General features: G+C 49.9%; 13 protein-coding genes, 1 other RNA gene and 1 pseudogene. 6 read left to right on the forward strand and 9 right to left on the reverse strand.

Annotation, left to right across the window (positions count from 1 at the left end; translation table 11 throughout):
• Positions 1 to 22: 22 nt before the first annotated feature.
• The 3 genes and pseudogenes from FM042_RS03840 to FM042_RS03845 all read right to left on the reverse strand — a co-directional run bounded on the left by FM042_RS03840 (position 23) and on the right by FM042_RS03845 (position 2,911).
• Positions 23 to 955 carry a M14 family metallopeptidase gene (locus FM042_RS03840; protein WP_232366380.1) on the reverse strand — a complete coding sequence of 311 codons (933 nt, stop codon included), beginning with the start codon at positions 953 to 955 and terminating at the stop codon, positions 23 to 25.
• Positions 956 to 1,012: 57 nt separating this feature from the next.
• Positions 1,013 to 1,357, reverse strand: a pseudogene (locus FM042_RS11900) (DUF2784 domain-containing protein); the annotation flags it as partial.
• A 150-nt stretch (positions 1,358 to 1,507) separates the two neighbouring features.
• Positions 1,508 to 2,911 carry a M20/M25/M40 family metallo-hydrolase gene (locus FM042_RS03845; RefSeq protein ID WP_143234509.1) on the reverse strand — a complete coding sequence of 468 codons (1,404 nt, stop codon included), beginning with the start codon at positions 2,909 to 2,911 and terminating at the stop codon, positions 1,508 to 1,510.
• A 198-nt stretch (positions 2,912 to 3,109) separates the two neighbouring features.
• Between FM042_RS03845 and ssrA the strand changes: the two genes are divergently transcribed.
• Positions 3,110 to 3,464: a transfer-messenger RNA gene (gene ssrA / locus FM042_RS03850) on the forward strand.
• Between the two features lie 424 nt (positions 3,465 to 3,888).
• Here ssrA and FM042_RS03855 read toward each other — a convergent pair.
• Positions 3,889 to 4,317 (reverse strand): type II toxin-antitoxin system HicB family antitoxin, encoded by a 429-nt coding sequence (locus FM042_RS03855; protein ID WP_143234511.1) that lies wholly within the window; start codon positions 4,315 to 4,317, stop codon positions 3,889 to 3,891.
• Between the two features lie 31 nt (positions 4,318 to 4,348).
• The gene (locus FM042_RS03860; RefSeq protein WP_143234513.1) at positions 4,349 to 4,531 is read right to left on the reverse strand and encodes a type II toxin-antitoxin system HicA family toxin; all 183 of its coding nucleotides are present in this window, start codon (positions 4,529 to 4,531) and stop codon (positions 4,349 to 4,351) included.
• Between the two features lie 510 nt (positions 4,532 to 5,041).
• Here FM042_RS03860 and FM042_RS03865 point away from each other — a divergent pair.
• The 3 genes from FM042_RS03865 (at position 5,042) to FM042_RS03875 (ending at position 7,471) form a co-directional block, all read left to right on the forward strand.
• The gene (locus tag FM042_RS03865) at positions 5,042 to 5,809 is read left to right on the forward strand and encodes an AbaSI family restriction endonuclease (RefSeq protein WP_143234515.1); all 768 of its coding nucleotides are present in this window, start codon (positions 5,042 to 5,044) and stop codon (positions 5,807 to 5,809) included.
• A 115-nt stretch (positions 5,810 to 5,924) separates the two neighbouring features.
• On the forward strand, positions 5,925 to 6,704 hold the full coding sequence (locus FM042_RS03870) for a hypothetical protein (RefSeq protein ID WP_143234517.1): 780 nt from the start codon (positions 5,925 to 5,927) through the stop codon (positions 6,702 to 6,704).
• A 131-nt stretch (positions 6,705 to 6,835) separates the two neighbouring features.
• Positions 6,836 to 7,471 (forward strand): membrane-associated protein, encoded by a 636-nt coding sequence (locus FM042_RS03875; protein WP_143234519.1) that lies wholly within the window; start codon positions 6,836 to 6,838, stop codon positions 7,469 to 7,471.
• A 58-nt stretch (positions 7,472 to 7,529) separates the two neighbouring features.
• Here the strand turns inward: FM042_RS03875 and FM042_RS03880 are convergent, their stop codons facing one another.
• The 3 genes from FM042_RS03880 to FM042_RS03890 all read right to left on the reverse strand — a co-directional run bounded on the left by FM042_RS03880 (position 7,530) and on the right by FM042_RS03890 (position 12,534).
• Positions 7,530 to 10,556, reverse strand: coding sequence for an ExeM/NucH family extracellular endonuclease (locus FM042_RS03880; protein ID WP_143234521.1), 3,027 nt, complete (start codon positions 10,554 to 10,556; stop codon positions 7,530 to 7,532).
• Positions 10,557 to 10,718: 162 nt separating this feature from the next.
• Entirely contained in the window at positions 10,719 to 11,318 is a 600-nt protein-coding gene (gene wrbA, locus FM042_RS03885) for an NAD(P)H:quinone oxidoreductase (protein WP_143234524.1), read from the reverse strand.
• 19 nt (positions 11,319 to 11,337) lie between these two features.
• The gene (locus FM042_RS03890) at positions 11,338 to 12,534 is read right to left on the reverse strand and encodes a GNAT family N-acetyltransferase/peptidase C39 family protein (RefSeq protein ID WP_143234526.1); all 1,197 of its coding nucleotides are present in this window, start codon (positions 12,532 to 12,534) and stop codon (positions 11,338 to 11,340) included.
• Between the two features lie 209 nt (positions 12,535 to 12,743).
• Here FM042_RS03890 and purM point away from each other — a divergent pair, with 209 nt between their 5' ends.
• Together purM and purN are read left to right on the forward strand one after the other, a co-directional pair.
• Positions 12,744 to 13,784, forward strand: coding sequence for a phosphoribosylformylglycinamidine cyclo-ligase (purM, locus tag FM042_RS03895; protein ID WP_143234528.1), 1,041 nt, complete (start codon positions 12,744 to 12,746; stop codon positions 13,782 to 13,784).
• A complete protein-coding gene (purN, locus tag FM042_RS03900) occupies positions 13,784 to 14,440 on the forward strand; it encodes a phosphoribosylglycinamide formyltransferase (protein WP_143234530.1) in 657 nt (218 codons plus the stop codon). The genes purM and purN overlap by 1 nt, the downstream gene beginning before the upstream one ends.
• On the opposite strand, the gene FM042_RS03905 is transcribed toward purN, so the two are convergent.
• Positions 14,437 to 15,222, reverse strand: a complete 786-nt coding sequence (locus FM042_RS03905) for a DUF3108 domain-containing protein (RefSeq protein WP_185960691.1) — start codon at positions 15,220 to 15,222, stop codon at positions 14,437 to 14,439. The genes purN and FM042_RS03905 overlap by 4 nt on opposite strands.
• Between the last annotated feature and the right edge of the window lie 13 nt (positions 15,223 to 15,235).

Here is a 15,235-nt window from a genome sequence, read left to right on the forward strand (position 1 = left end):
CACTTTCAGGGATATGCGCTGTTCACGAACGGGCATTCAGCGCAAAATCGATACCACCCACCACAGCAGCTACCTGCGCCTCCACACATTCCTCTGGTGTGGCTTGTGCGCTATCCGGATACACTTCCGTGGTCGATACATAGGGTGCGTCCGTTAAGCCCATACAGAGGCCATGTCGTTTGCCTGCGTAGTGAATCAGCCCTGGGTAATCAATCGGTGCCCCGATCAATTCATTGCGCTCATCTGCTTCAGCAATATGCGTCACCTTACGCACAGATTTGAGAATCGCTTTTTGGAAATCCAATGTCGGCCGTTCGCTGTCGCCGACCAAATAAAATCCATCCGGAATATTCCAATTCGTATTCACGGTGCCTTCACGAGCGGCGAGTGCCGGGCGAAATTCACTATTATCGGTATCAGTGGTTTCGTGCAAATCGATATGCATTAACACGTCGCCCTCAATCTTCGCCAAGGCTGCCATAGCCAACCCTGCTTCCTGTGCAGGCGCCTCCGGTAAAAACGAACGATTCGGATCCACTGCCAGCGGATTCCACCGGTTAATGGTTTCATAACCCCACGGGCTAATACATGGAAACACCAATACATTCACCGATGATTCATAGGCTTTGGCCTTTGTTTGCAAGAATCGAATCGCTCCGTGAACGCCTGAGGTTTCATAGCCATGCACACCACCGGTCACCACTAGAATCGGCTTATTCACATCCCATTTTCTTGACTTTACCAAGTACAGGGGGTAATCACGCCCCACCAAGCTGGCATAAGGCAAGGTTCCGTACGTCTCTACCGTGAAGTCGTCACGTAACCCATCAATGGCACTGAGCACATCTTTCTCATAGGAGCGGCGAACCCGTTGTCGCGTCAGCCAAGCGTTTAAGTCTGCTTCATCCCAAGGCTTCCCGGGCGTGCCAATCGGATAGGTTTCGTTGTGCTTCATATATAACCTCGATTCAAATTTACGACGATAGCCGACTACCCGCGGTGGCCAACGCCACCACGTGTACATCACGGCCAAACAAAAGAGAACGTAGGTGAGCATAAACACCCACGCAGGGAGATCAAAATAAATTAAACGCGACACCCACTGGTCGACAAAGGACGTGTCGTAGCTGGTTTGCCCTGCCGCTAAACGGAGATCCTGTTCTACGTAAGTAAGGGGACAATACCGCCCAGACAACGCTTGAATCACCACCACCAGAATAATGACCAGATGGGTTAATCGAAACCACGTATTGCGAATCCAGCGCCAGCGTTGAATCCCGCCAATAATCGTAAGAGGCAACGCAACGATCACAAACAGCACAATCAACGCGTGCAGAATCATCACGATATCCGCCATCAAGGAAGGATAAGGAATATGGGTTGCCCATTCTGGGATATACTGTTTATTCACGGCGGCTAACTACTCAGAATTATCGCGATACGCGTCCAATCTGTAAGGGAAACCCTGCCGCAGCAGGGTTTCTAAACATGCATTGCTAATACGCTATTAGGGTATCAGATTTGCTCCAGAGCCGAAATCAACCGGAGAGTTAGCGGCTAACCACGTAAACACCAGCCATGCGGCCACGTTTTGGTTGAGATCCGTACGGTCCACCTGATCTAGGGTATCGTTCATGGTGTGATGGTAATCAAAATAGTACGTACCATCTTGTGCTAAATCCACCACCGACATGCCTAACGAACGCATGGGTAACATATCTGGGCCACCACGGGCATCACGCTCACCAAGTTCAACGCCTAGCGGTTTCATCTCTTCAGCAATCGCTGCAATCACTGGCCAGGCATCGTCTTGAACGCGGGCGTTAAGTTGATACACACGACCTGCACCGAAATCAGACTCAGAGCCCACAAAATGCTGTGCTACCTGCTCGCCATGTTTTTCAGCATAGGCGCGGGCACCCAGCAAGCCGATTTCCTCGGCGGCAAACAGAATCACGCGAACTGTGCGCTTTGGCCGCTCTTCAAGGCCTAACAAACGCTTAGCTGTTTCCATCACAATGGCCACACCAACGCCGTCATCAAGCACACCCGGGGATAGATCCCAAGAGTCCAAGTGAGCCGAGATAATCACCACTTCTTCAGGCTTTTCTGAGCCTTTGATATCCGCAATCACGTTATGTGACGTGTACATATCACCATAGCGCGGTTGTAAATCTAAGTGCAGATATACTGGCTCGCCCAGATTCACTAAACGCTCCAGTTGATTTGCATCGGCATTGGCCAGCGCCGCGGCAGGCACTAGGTTGTTATCGCCATCCCAGTTGTAACGCACCATACCGGTATGGGCAAAACGGTGCTCCGAGGTACTAATAGAGCGAATCACAATAGCCGCAGCGCCCTTCTCTGCGGCAACCACTGGGCCCATACTCCGGGCTGATACCGCCGGGCCATAAGTAGAGCCATCTTTGCTGCGCTCCATCTCATTGCGAATAAATACAATTTTACCGCGCACTTCATCCGCCGACGCCGCCTCGAGCGCTGCTAGGTTATCAAACATGACTACTTGCGCTTCAATGCCGCCTGCCGGTGTGGCTGGCGAATAACCTAGGGTAGTTACAACCAATGGCTGAGAACTATCACCCAATACGCGCGCGGTTTCTACGCCGCGTGTCCAGGTCGGAAACGTAACCGGCTCGAGCCAGACCCGATCAAAATTCATGGCTTCTAAGGCATCTTTGGCCCACGCCACTCCACGTGCATCGCCTTCACTACCGGGCATACGAGGGCCAACGCGGGTGGTTAAATCTTTAACAATTTCAAACGCGCCTGTTTCTTGCATGGCTGCATCGCGCAATTCCCGTGCGGTTTCCAACTGAGATTGGGTAAAAACGCTCGCTTGCACAGCGAATCCAGCACTCAGGACCCACACTAATAAACCTAAAAAACGCATAATTGTTCTCCTTTACGTGAATCCACTAGTCTAAAGCCTTATTTTCTGGTGTCTATGGTAGGCCTTCAGAAAAGCGTTTAATCTCCATCTGGAATCGATATGTCGCAGCGCTTTTTTGTCCTTCAGGAACCTCCGTTTGCAAAGGTTGTCATAGCGTAAGCGCACCAACTTCGATATAATGGTGGTGTTCTAACATCTGGGGCTGATTAGGATTCGACGGGATATACAAAGCTCAAGGTGCATGCCGAGGTGAGGCTGGCCTCGTAAAAAGCCTCAACTTAATAGTTGCAAACGACGACAACTACGCTCTAGCGGCATAATAGCCCGCTAGCTATCCACTGGCGCTTAGTCTGAGAGACCAGGTCTGGATAGTCATCTAAATCAGACTCGCGTGGCGGCTTCGTCCGGAGCCAAAGCGTTAAAACTAATCGGACTCGCTGCTGAAAAGCCTGCCCCTCGGCGTTTCAGTAGTTAACTAAATGAGACGGCTAAGCATGTAGTACCGAGTGTGGCGATATTGCGGACGGGGGTTCAAATCCCCCCAGCTCCACCAATACAAAGAAAAAGGGCTCTCACATAGTGAGGGCCCTTTTTCTTTGTGTGGGGCTTGGGTGGACGCAGAACCTTCGTTCGGGTTCACCAAAACGCCGGGAGCGTTTTGGCATCGGTGCGTAGCGCCGACCCGCAGGGCGCAAGCCAGGGATGGCTTGCGTAAATCCCCCCAGTTAGGGCTCGCACACAGTGCGGGCCCTTTTTCTTTGTATGGAGTTTGGGTGGACGCAGAACCGCCGTTCGGGTTCACCAAAACGCCGGGAGCGTTTTGGCATCGGTGCGCAGCGCCGACCCGCAGGGCGCAAGCCAGGGATGGCTTGCGTAAATCCCCCCAGCTAGGGCTCGCACACAGTGCGGGCCCTTTTTCTTTGTGTGGAGCTTGGGTGGACGCAGAACCGTCGTAGGGGGTTCACACAGTGCATGCCCTACTTCACACCACGCGAACTCACTTCCGAACGCTGCAACTTATCCAATGCCGCTTCTGTAAGAAACGCAGAGCGACTGCGGTACGAAAGGTTTTTTACCGCCGCATCGACTTTACGGATGACTACACCGGGAATAGTCACATTGATCTTTTCGGTTCGTCCAAGATAGGGCGTAATATCGATATCAATGAGGCCCCAGCCCCACCCTTCAAATTCAGGATTTGCTTTATGTGCTTCGACAGAGCGTGGCATAGGCACCGCCTCACCCTGCTCAACGATTTCTGTAAGCATCAAGTGAGCAACTTCTTGGGCCATCTCATAAGCTTCGTCGTAGCTATCGCCAGCAGTTATAGCACCGGGAATATCTGGGATAACAATCCCTGTAGCTTGCTTCTCGTTACCCCATTCAATGGCGATCGGGTATTTCATGATTACCTCCGACATCCTTAATATGCCTGGATTAAATAAGTCCGGCCTGCTTTCTGATTTTCTGCACAAGCCCTTTACCGAGGTCCTTTTTCGGATGTGGTACGGGGATGGGTAACGGGCAATTTGGATGCCTAAAAATATGGTGGCTCCCTTTAACCCGATCCAACTCCCAGCCTGCGACCTCTAGTTCCTTGATAAGGTCTTTACTCTTCATCCCTGTCTCCATTCACGGACACACTCAAATCATAACCCTAGAGTTACAATTGTCAATTGATTTACCCCTCTAGACGCATACATTCTGTTTCAAGCTGAGTAAGTCTACCAAGGCTTTGTCATCACCTCTTCGTAGAACTCGGTACGATATTGCGGATATCGAATAGCCCTACCTCCCCCCACTCTTTACTAAACTAAAAAAGGGCTCGCACCTAAGTGCGGGCCCTTTTTTAGTTGTGCAACTCGCGGGGGATTCAGAAGCCCCGTAGGGGGTTCACCAAAACGCCGGGAGCGTTTTGGCATCGGTGCGCAGCGCCGACCCACTGGGCGCAATCTCGGCTCGCATACGCACTTATTTGAGCAGGTATTAACGTCTGATATGAATTTCGCAACACTCTGTCAAACGATGAATAATTCCAATGACCATGTTTATATTGTAATCGAGTTTATATAGAATTATAACTTCTTTATTATATAACAATCAGTTAGGTACAACGGAAGTAGAGCACCCATGGATTGGAAGTACAATTATCTCATCGAACAATTACACCGAACAGCATACAAACGACACGAAGCTTTTATAGTTAGCTCGCTTATCCATGATAGCTCACTCAGTAAACTAAAGCCTTGCACCCAATTTTACGTGCGCAGAACTGATTCGGGCTATGCTCTCGTCGACATTTACTACCCACAGTTGAACATCGCAATTGAAATTGACGAACCACACCATCTGAATAACAAAGAATCAGATCTATCTCGCCAGAGGCACATAGAGGAGCATTTAGCATGTGACTTTTATCGAATTTGCATCGCAAATGGTGACGTCTTAACGCAATTGAATGAGGTCAAAGAGCAATTGCGATTAGCCCTGAAAAAGCGAGTAATAAACAATTGCTTTGAGGAGTGGTGTGAGCCAACTAAAAGGTCGCTGGACGAGCTTAAGTCGTCATTGTCACAAACCTTGTTCGTTAAGATTAAAGGCGAGATACACCCAGATAAACTAATGGCACGACAAACTGGTTTTTGGCGTATTGCGAAAGATAAACAAAAGCACGTTAAGCAGGTAGTAGTCGTTCACGATGGAGTGATCAGTAGAGTGTTTAGTCATATCGAATGGAGAACATACGACAAAGAGCCGCACAAAGTTGGCTACCGAGGTATAGAGAATGATCAACACGAACTTGTTGGTACTGTGGTGACAGGTTGGTCATACCAACAAACTGTTACTTACTCTTCTGATCTATATACACTCAAACAGCTCGATACACTCCAGGCCTGACCTAACTTTTGTTGGTCACCTGATGGTCCTGTTTCAGTGCTTGTTCGACGATTTGACGAATGGGACTATCACGCAACCTATTAACTCAACAACAGAAAGACAATAAGGAAGTCACATGAGCATAGCGAGAACTGTTCCCAAAGTTATTGGAGGTTCAGCATTAGCTGGAATCGGCTTAAGTCTTGGTCGCGACATATACAAATCTTCAAAAAAGAGTTCTGGTTACATTTTATTAATAGCAATTTTTATTGCGGCAATGTGGCTGTATGTTCAATCCTGGACTTGGATCTTTAGAAATTATAGAAGCGTTCTAGGCCAGATATTCGCCAGAGTATTTTCAGTATTCACCCTAATAATAGGGCTAGCCCTGACCAGTGTCGCTGTACTCTTCCTCGCTATCGGTATTAGCGACTCTTTCATCGATCAAGAATCCATGGCTCCACTGTTTTTATACTCATCCGCTTATTGGGTTTCTGAAAATCTAGTTCTCCCTTGCTATAACTTTGTTGCTGGGCTCGCGGACTGGGAAGGTGTCGATCAGATAATGACTCCTCCTAACGATTTAACCTTTGCTGATAAATTTGTTATCTCGTCTACCCTAGCCACGCTAGTTCTATTTTCTATACTTGGCATATATAGAGGGATATCTCAGCGTCGTCGCAGAACTTTAGCCTGGGAGGCAGAGGAGCATAATTTAAAATTTATGACGGACATAGGGCTCCGTGAGGTTAGCAACAATCAGTTCGTCGACCAAGATAACAATCGTTACAGATTCGAAAAAGAATATGCAAATATGATTGAGCTATTTCCGATTGGGCGAAGAAATCGGCGAGCCTATATAGAGTTCGATGAGCATGGTAAATTCCAGAGTTGGAGTGGTATCGTTAAAATATAAAGCGATTGGCGCTGCCGAAAGCTAGCGTCCAGCGCCTCAAATCTATGTCAGTTCTCCCTGATGTTTTCTGCAGGAGTAATGGCAGAGCTCTCTTATCAAAAACCAAACTAAATAAAGCGAGGTGGCTGCTGATGGCGTTGCTGAACTTTAAGAGTGAGTATCAGCACTCGGGATCGGGAAAAGATATTCCGTTGTGGATGAAGCTGGGTTTTACCCTGATTGCTCTGGTCGTGCTGGTGGTGTGGTGGGATTACATGGGGCCGGCGAATTATCTGTGGTTCTCCGATGTTGCCTTGATTGTGATGGTCCCTGCCCTTTGGCTTGGCAATCGTTTGATTGCCAGCACCATGGCTGTGGCGGTGTTGATTCCAGAACTCGTTTGGGTGCTTGATTTTATTACCTTGAGTCATTTCACCGTGATTGCTAGCTACATGTTTAATCCCGAGATGGCACTGTATATTCGTTTTCTCTCAGCAACCTTCCATATAGCCCTGCCGATTGTGATGTTCTATATGCTTTATCGCCTTGGCTATGATCAGCGGGCACTGCCGCTGCAAAGCCTCATTGCCCTGATTGTGTTGCCGATCACTTATCTGGTTAGCGAGCCTTCAGCGAATATCAACTGGGTATATGGCCCTGGCGCACCACAAGACTTTATGAATCCCTGGTTATATTTGCTATTGCTGTGGGTGGCTTTTGTAGTCGTCATTTATATTCCTACTCACCTGCTACTAAAACGATTTTTTAGTAAATCCCGCGTGTCTTAAAACAAAAACCCCGCATGTCACCATGCAGGGTTTCCTTTAGTGGTTAAAGCTAATCCGCTTAAGGACGTCCGTTACCACCACGATTGCTGTTGCCACACTGTGGCACTGGCAATTGTTTATCACGCGGATGGGCTGGGCGATTGGTAATGCCCGGCGCACAGGTCGGTAGTAAGTTCAGTTCAATCACCAAGGGATCATGATCCGATGAACGATATGGGTCGGCATTATAGAAGCTCGCAGGCTTAAACCATGAACTAGAAGGTAAGCGCTCTTCATAATTAAACGCCGGTGTTTCATCGGAATTGATATGCCATGCCCGCGCATCCAAAACCCACTCAGAGAACGCATCGTTCGCAAAGGCATGGTCCAATGAACCGGCCTGGCCCATAAAGCTATAGCTATACACTTCTGGGCTACCGCCGTTGGCCGCGATGGCGAGGTTGGAATAGCCAGCATCCATCAAGGCTACCAGTGGGTCTTCCATACCGTAGGCATTGAAGTCACCTAACATCACTACTGCATCTGCGCCGGTGCCTGTTGGATCGTTTTCCATCCAACGCACCATGGCACCTGCCGACAGGGTCCGCCACTCGTTCCAACAACCTTGCCCGTCGCCAGAATCTGCATTCGGCCCGCTGCCACTTGGGCATGAGGCCTTCGCACGCAAGTGCACGGCTACTGCGGTAAACACCTGACCTGTTTCAGCACGGAAGCTTTGCGCTAATGCAGGACGCTGACGCGAATCATCAAAGTCGGGGTCAACGTCTGCCGTTAATACAGCCAGATCACCTTCCAGTGACAAGCGACCAGTACGGTAGATAAAGGCTGGTTTAATTGCATCGGTGCCGACATGGCCGGTTGGTACAAAGGCCCAATCACCACGATGGTCCGCAGCGTTGAGTGCCGAAACCAACATAGCCAAAGTGGCATCGTTAGCGTCATTCTCGATTTCAATCAGCGCCAGCATATCGGCGTCGATAGCAAGAATCGCTGAGGTCACTTTACCGAGCTGACGATCCAACTCGTTTTGATTGCGTGCACCACGGCAGCTTAGCGTACCTGGACCACAGGTATTGCCGGTTTGCTGGAAGGTGGCAAACAAGTTTTCTACGTTGTAGGTACCGATACGCAAGTTACCGGTTTGCTGCATCTGCGGTACTTCTGTGCGCGGGTTGGCACTGCTATCAAACTCAGGCGTTTGCTCACTGCGGATGCGATAGGCATTAAATGCGTATCCCATAATACCAGTGAAGCCCGGTTTCACGACGAAACCATTCCGAATTGGATTCGATGCAGACAACTCAGAGAAACCATCAGCTCCGGTCATGTAGGGCGTACGATAGGTACCGGTACGCGCATTATCGATTAACAGACGGTTACGGTTATTTTCTGCTTGCAAGGCCCGCGCATCATCGCCGCCGCGAACCACTTGCGTCGGCTGGTAGATACGGCCTTTAGAAACGCCGATTTCACCGAAACGTGCTACGTTAAATACATCGGTGACGGTGAGAGCTTGCGTCGTTTCAACCCACATCCCTTCGATGGACTCGAAATCAATAAAGTCTGCCGCTGGGAGTTCTACCGCCACAGGCGATACGCGACCTAATTGATTGCTTGCACATACGGCCACATCGGTTACGTCTTGAATCTGGGTATGGCCAAAGAATTCACCTACGGAACCAGCAACTCGGACTTTATCGCCCACATTCACATTCACGCCAAAGCCATCGTCGTAAACGAAGATACCTTCAGAAGTCAGTGGGTTGTTGTCGTGATTCTCATCCGCTTCTTGCAGATAGAAACCACCTAAGCCGCCATCAAACGTATCTTGGAACGACGCTGTCACAATCGCTTCCACTTGTACTTGAGCACCTTGCACTGGGCTTTGGAAGCCGAATCCTTGCACCCAATGAATCCGATCAGCGTCGGTACCACACTGGAACGGTGATTCGTTGTTCTGTACGTCTGCTTCGATGGTAAAGTTGGCAATCCGCCAGGTGCTGCAGTTGCCGCTATCGAACGCATAACGGAAAGCGATGTAGCCAAGACCGGAAGCGTTTTGCAGATCGTCGAACGGACCAAAGGTTACTGGAGCATTATTGGTCGAGAAGTCGCTGCCGGTAATCTCAGTCATTAACGTCCAATCAGCGGCATCAATCACGCCTGAGCCGTCATAGCTATTGGAGAAGTACACTTCAAGGCCGTTTGCGCCGTTAAAGCCGCGAGCAACATCAACCAGCATGCGCTCACCGGTTTGACGGTCTAGATCAAACGCAGGTGAAATCATCCAGCTATCGGCATCGCTGCAGGAGCCACCGCTAAAGGTGCTGTAGCTAACGTTTCCGAAATCTCCGTTCCAATCCCAAGGAACGTCGCCCACTACATTTACTTGCTGCCAACCGCGGGCAAATGGGTCATCCACAAAGTCACGGTCGTACACAGTCATGCGCGTGAGGCTATCTAAGCTCACACCAGACACGAGAATGTTATCGAAGCGGTTATTACCGTTGATGTGAGTCGCGCCATCAATGGTGATGCGAATATACACTTGGCTGTTATCGTTTAACTCACTTACATCCGACAAATCATACGAGCGCACAAACCAGCTACCGCGCCCTTCGTCGTGAGCAAACTCGGTGTAGTTCACGCCATCGGTCGACCACTCAAATACACGGCTGTCGAAACCGGTGGCCGTGGTATTGATGGCAAGGCTAAAACGAATGTCTTGAAAGCCAGTGGTGTCGACTTCCATGATGACCTGAGCACCGTTATTGCTAAAGCCTGTGCCTCCTTGAATCGACAGTGAGCCGCCTGCAGGATAGCTTGTGCTCAAGCGGTTTTGCGTGCTGCCTGCAAAACTTAAAATGCGTGAGTATGCACCTGAATCAGTCAGTGATTGATCATAGTTCTGCAGGTACAACAGGCCTGAACCCACATCCGCTTGCTGTGGAAAGGAGTCTGGGCTGAAGCCATTGGAGCCGTCAGCTAAGACATTATCGTTTTGTGCCCAATAGGCTATTGGTTCCTGCGCCCAAGTAGGCGCAACTGCGATAACCAATAAAATTACCGCAAGTATCATTCTCATGGTGGGAGTCCCCATTTTTATTTAGGTTTTAGTTCTGACGGATGCGGACAACGAGCTCGCACATAAAGCCGTAAAAATGCTAGGGGATCTTCGTTACATTTGCGTGACATTGAAATGAGGGAAAACCCCTATATTTGATCTGACAAAGATCATAGACAGGAGCTATTTGCTTAATTTTTGGGCGATTTTTGCCAAGTGTTCGCCTTGAAAAAATGCACCATTTATCTCATTTTCTGATGGTTGACGCGATCCATCACCGCCAACGATGGTGCTTGCACCATAAGGAGAGCAGCCAGTGATTTCATCTAAGGTCATTTGCCCTTGAAAGCTGTAAGGCAATCCCACAATCACAAAACCAAGGTGCAATAGTACCGTGTGGAAGTTCAATAAGGTGGCTTCTTGGCCGCCATGCTGAGTAGCAGACGCGGTAAATACGCCGGCAGCTTTGCCAATTAACTCCCCTTTCGCCCATTGGCCACCACATTGATCAAGAAAATTTTTCATTTGTGCCGCCATCATGCCAAAGCGTGTCGGCGTGCCGAAAATAATACCGTCGTAGCGGGCAAGATCCGTAGGCTTGGCCTCCGGAATGCTATCGTTTACTTTGTAGCCCGAGCGCTCCACCACTTCCGCCGGCACCAGTTCAGGCACGCGTTTGATATCCACATCAGCGCCTCCGGCTTGCGCCCCACGTGCTACCGCATGGGCTAGCGTTTCAACATGGCCGTAGCTGGAATAATACAACACCAATACTTTCGCCATTGGTTGGTACTCCTTGTTTTTATTTCTTAGTTGTCTGTGGATGATCATACATGGGCGTCGGCCGCGGGTGACTCAACACTACAGCGGCGCGCAAGCGCGAGCTGCCGTAAGAAAAGGCCTTTTCAAAAATAGCCCGGGGAATCGGCAAATACTGACGTTCCGTAATGGTCTGCCAGGGCAAAAGATCATCATCAGGGTCATTCAAATACACATATTCATTATCGACTGCGGTAAGCAACACCCAATGGGGTGCCCGCTGGCGATCAAATTGCCAGGTACTAATCAACGCAATGACTAACTTACCTGCATTTAAATCTTTTTCCAGTCGACTTAACGCATAATCCCGGTGATGGATACGTACACCCGCGGCTTTGAGTGCCGCGATATCCGCTTCTTGGATGCGCATCATCACATTGCGCTTTTGCTCATTGCGCACCGAGTCGAGCAACACTGGACCGGGCTTGCTCACATACACCTGCGCTTCTAGTCCACGCCGAATCGCTGCCCGCGCTAAGCCATGAGGGCCGCAGCCGCCGTGGCCTGAGGTCATATAAATGGTGGTGGCTTCACGCCAAATCTCGAGCTCTTCATGCTGGGGGTTCGCCACCGCCCGATCGAACCAGGCCAGCGCCATTAATAAACTTGCAGGGCCGCAGGTAAACTCAGTGCTTTGGGTCAATAAAGGCACTAAACGAGGCACCTTGGCAGAATCGAAATAATGCAATTGTTTTTGAAACACCAAGGCGTCGGCGTGGTCATCGTAGTAATCTGTGCGCAATCCGAGCTGCACAAAACCAAAGCGCTCAAAGAAGCTCACTGCGCGCTGCTGATCGGCACGTACTTCCGAGCGCAGAAACAGGCAATTCTCAGCGCGAGCCTGATCGATACAGTAATCCATTAATTGCTGACCATAACCCTCGCCTTGGGCTTCAGGTAATACCGCAAAAGAGTACAGCCGACACAATTTAGTGGCTTGTCGAAACAAGAGAATGGCGTAACCGAGCGCTTGGCCTGTGGCATTTTCCAATACCACCATGTGACCATGCTCATGCTGCACAAAGCGGCGGAAGCTGCGCCGGCTCATCGCATCATAAGGAAAACACGCTTTATCAATGCGCAACAGATCATCAAGATGATCGGCTGTGGCTAATTTGATTACAGCTGTGGGCACTGAATCGGTTTTCTTCGCTGTTCCAAACTGAGAGGAATTCGCCATAAACTCGTGACCTGTGCACGACGATCTGAAAATAAATAAGACTATGTAAGAGTAGAACATTGGACGCTGAAAAAAACCTTGGCACAAGCCCTAGGCGAAAAAATTTCCATAAAGCATTCAAGCGGAGGCCCGCTGCTGTTAAAATATGCGCCCGAGGAAGCCACTCACCCCGCCGACCACCTGAAATTCAGGTTATAAGAGGACTCGTCGTGAACGAACAAAAACCTTCGCTAAGTTACAAAGATGCCGGTGTTGATATCGATGCAGGCAACGCGCTCGTACAACGAATCAAGCATGTTACCAAGCGCACGACGCGCCCTGAGGTGATGGGCAGCATCGGAGGCTTTGGTGCCTTATGCGAAATTCCTGAAGGCTATAAGAAGCCTGTGCTTGTTTCTGGAACCGACGGCGTAGGCACCAAGTTGCGTCTTGCCATTGATTTAGGCAAGCATGACTCTGTGGGCATTGATTTGGTAGCCATGTGCGTGAACGACCTTATTGTGCAAGGCGCTGAGCCGCTGTTTTTCTTAGACTACTACGCCACTGGTAAGCTAGATGTTGATGTTGCCGCCGACGTGGTTGCAGGTATCGGCGAAGGCTGTGTGCAATCAGGCTGTGCCCTGATTGGTGGTGAAACCGCAGAAATGCCGGGGATGTACGAAGAAGGCGATTACGATCTCGCGGGATTCTGTGTGGGTGTGGTAGAGAAAGACGATATTATCGATGGCACGAAAGTTGCCGCCGGCGATGCTCTGATTGCGGTGGCATCCAGTGGCCCTCACTCCAATGGTTACTCTCTGATTCGCAAAGTTATTGAAGTAAGTGGTGCCGATTTAAATGAATCATTCCACGGACGCCCTCTGGCAGAGCATCTCATGGCACCCACCCGCATTTATGTGAAGCCTGTGTTGGCGTTAATTAAAGAAATCGATGTGCATGCTATTTCGCACATTACGGGCGGTGGTTTCCAAGAAAATATTCCACGGGTACTTCCAGATTCGTGCAAAGCAGTGGTGCAGCGTGATAGTTGGCAGTGGCCGGTAATCTTTAATTGGCTCCAAGAGAACGGCAATATTCAGCGCGACGAAATGTTCCGTACCTTTAATTGCGGTGTGGGCCTTGTGATTGCAGTACCAGCAGAACACGCCGCCACGGCTGTTGGCTTCTTGAAAAATCAAGGTGAAGATGCGTGGGTGATTGGCGCGGTTGCCGATCGTGAAGCCCATGAAGCCCAGGTCGAATTCGTCTAATGGGCATAGATACTCGTAAACGTATTGTGGTGCTCATCTCGGGATCGGGCACTAATATGCTGAATATCGCGCAGGCCTGCCAAAATAACCAAATGGCTGGCGATGTGGTGGCGGTGATTAGTAATCGCGCCAATGCTGGTGGCTTAGAGAAAGCCGCAAACCTCGGTATCCCCACGGAGGTTCTTGCGCATCAAGAGTTTGCTAGTCGGGAAGATTACGACGCTGCATTGGTGGCCTGTGTGCAAAGCTATCAGCCTGACTTAATTGTATTAGCAGGCTTTATGCGGGTACTCACTCCGGTGTTTGTAAGCGCCTTTGCAGATCGCATTCTCAATATTCACCCATCGTTGCTTCCGAAGTACAAAGGCTTACACACCCATCAACGTGCTTTGGATGCCGGTGACGAAGAGCATGGTGTGAGCGTACACTTTGTGACCGATGAGCTCGATGGTGGCCCGGTCGTGTTGCAGGCACGGGTGCCTATCTTTGACGGCGATGAAGTTGAAGACTTACAAGAACGGGTACACGAGCAAGAGTACCGGATTTACCCGTTAGTGATCCGTTGGTTCTGTGCCAACCGGCTAACCTTGACTCCGCAAGGGGCCATGCTTGACGGCACTCTGCTTGGTCCTCATGGTTATGCAGCCGACGATTAATCGTAAAATGTAAGTGACTTGAGGCTGATTAACGCGGCCTCACGTCCCCCTTCAATTTGTTGCATGCGAACCAACGTGTAGTTCCATTCCGGCGCAAACCAAAAGTAAGTTTCCCGACGATCGTGATCGCGCACGCGCGATACTCGAACGGTCTCCACCTGCTCATTATTCACCACGATGCGCTCTCGCTTATCTACGGCAAATTCATAGGTGGTCAACGAACCATCATCGTCGATTAAGTGGTATTCAAACGTCTCCGCTTTACCCAAGGCAACATCGATCTGTAGTTGGTGCAGTACTGCGTTGGCATCGAGCAAGTCATCGCGCCACTCGGCAGCGACAGGATCCCCATTCGTGGGGCGCAATGTCGCATTCTCGCGATCGAAAATAACGGAATAGTGGCGATTTGAACCGGTACCCCGCCGTTCATACTCGAACGACAAAGGCTGCACTTGTCCTTCGTGCAAACGGAAATAGGTCTCATTAAAGCGACGATCAGATAGAATAAATAAGGACGCACGGCTAAAGGTTTCGTAACGCCATTGTGGGCTTCCGTTCTTCTCTGTTTTGCTTAGTTCTCGTCCTGCACTACCATGACTACGTCCGCGCCGACTCAATTCATACTCAGCTTTATAGGGCCGCGTAATCGTACTAGCGACGCGTTCCCGTTCAGAGACCATCGCTGACTCCTCCGCTGTTACATGCCCCATACTTGCGCTTATCAGACCCACACACAACGTGCCTATCCATAGCCAACGGCTTGTAAATCTACGCGGCAACACCTGTAGAGACTCC

It is taken from the genome of Aliidiomarina halalkaliphila, from assembly GCF_007096385.1.
GTDB classification, from domain to species: domain Bacteria; phylum Pseudomonadota; class Gammaproteobacteria; order Enterobacterales; family Alteromonadaceae; genus Aliidiomarina; species Aliidiomarina halalkaliphila.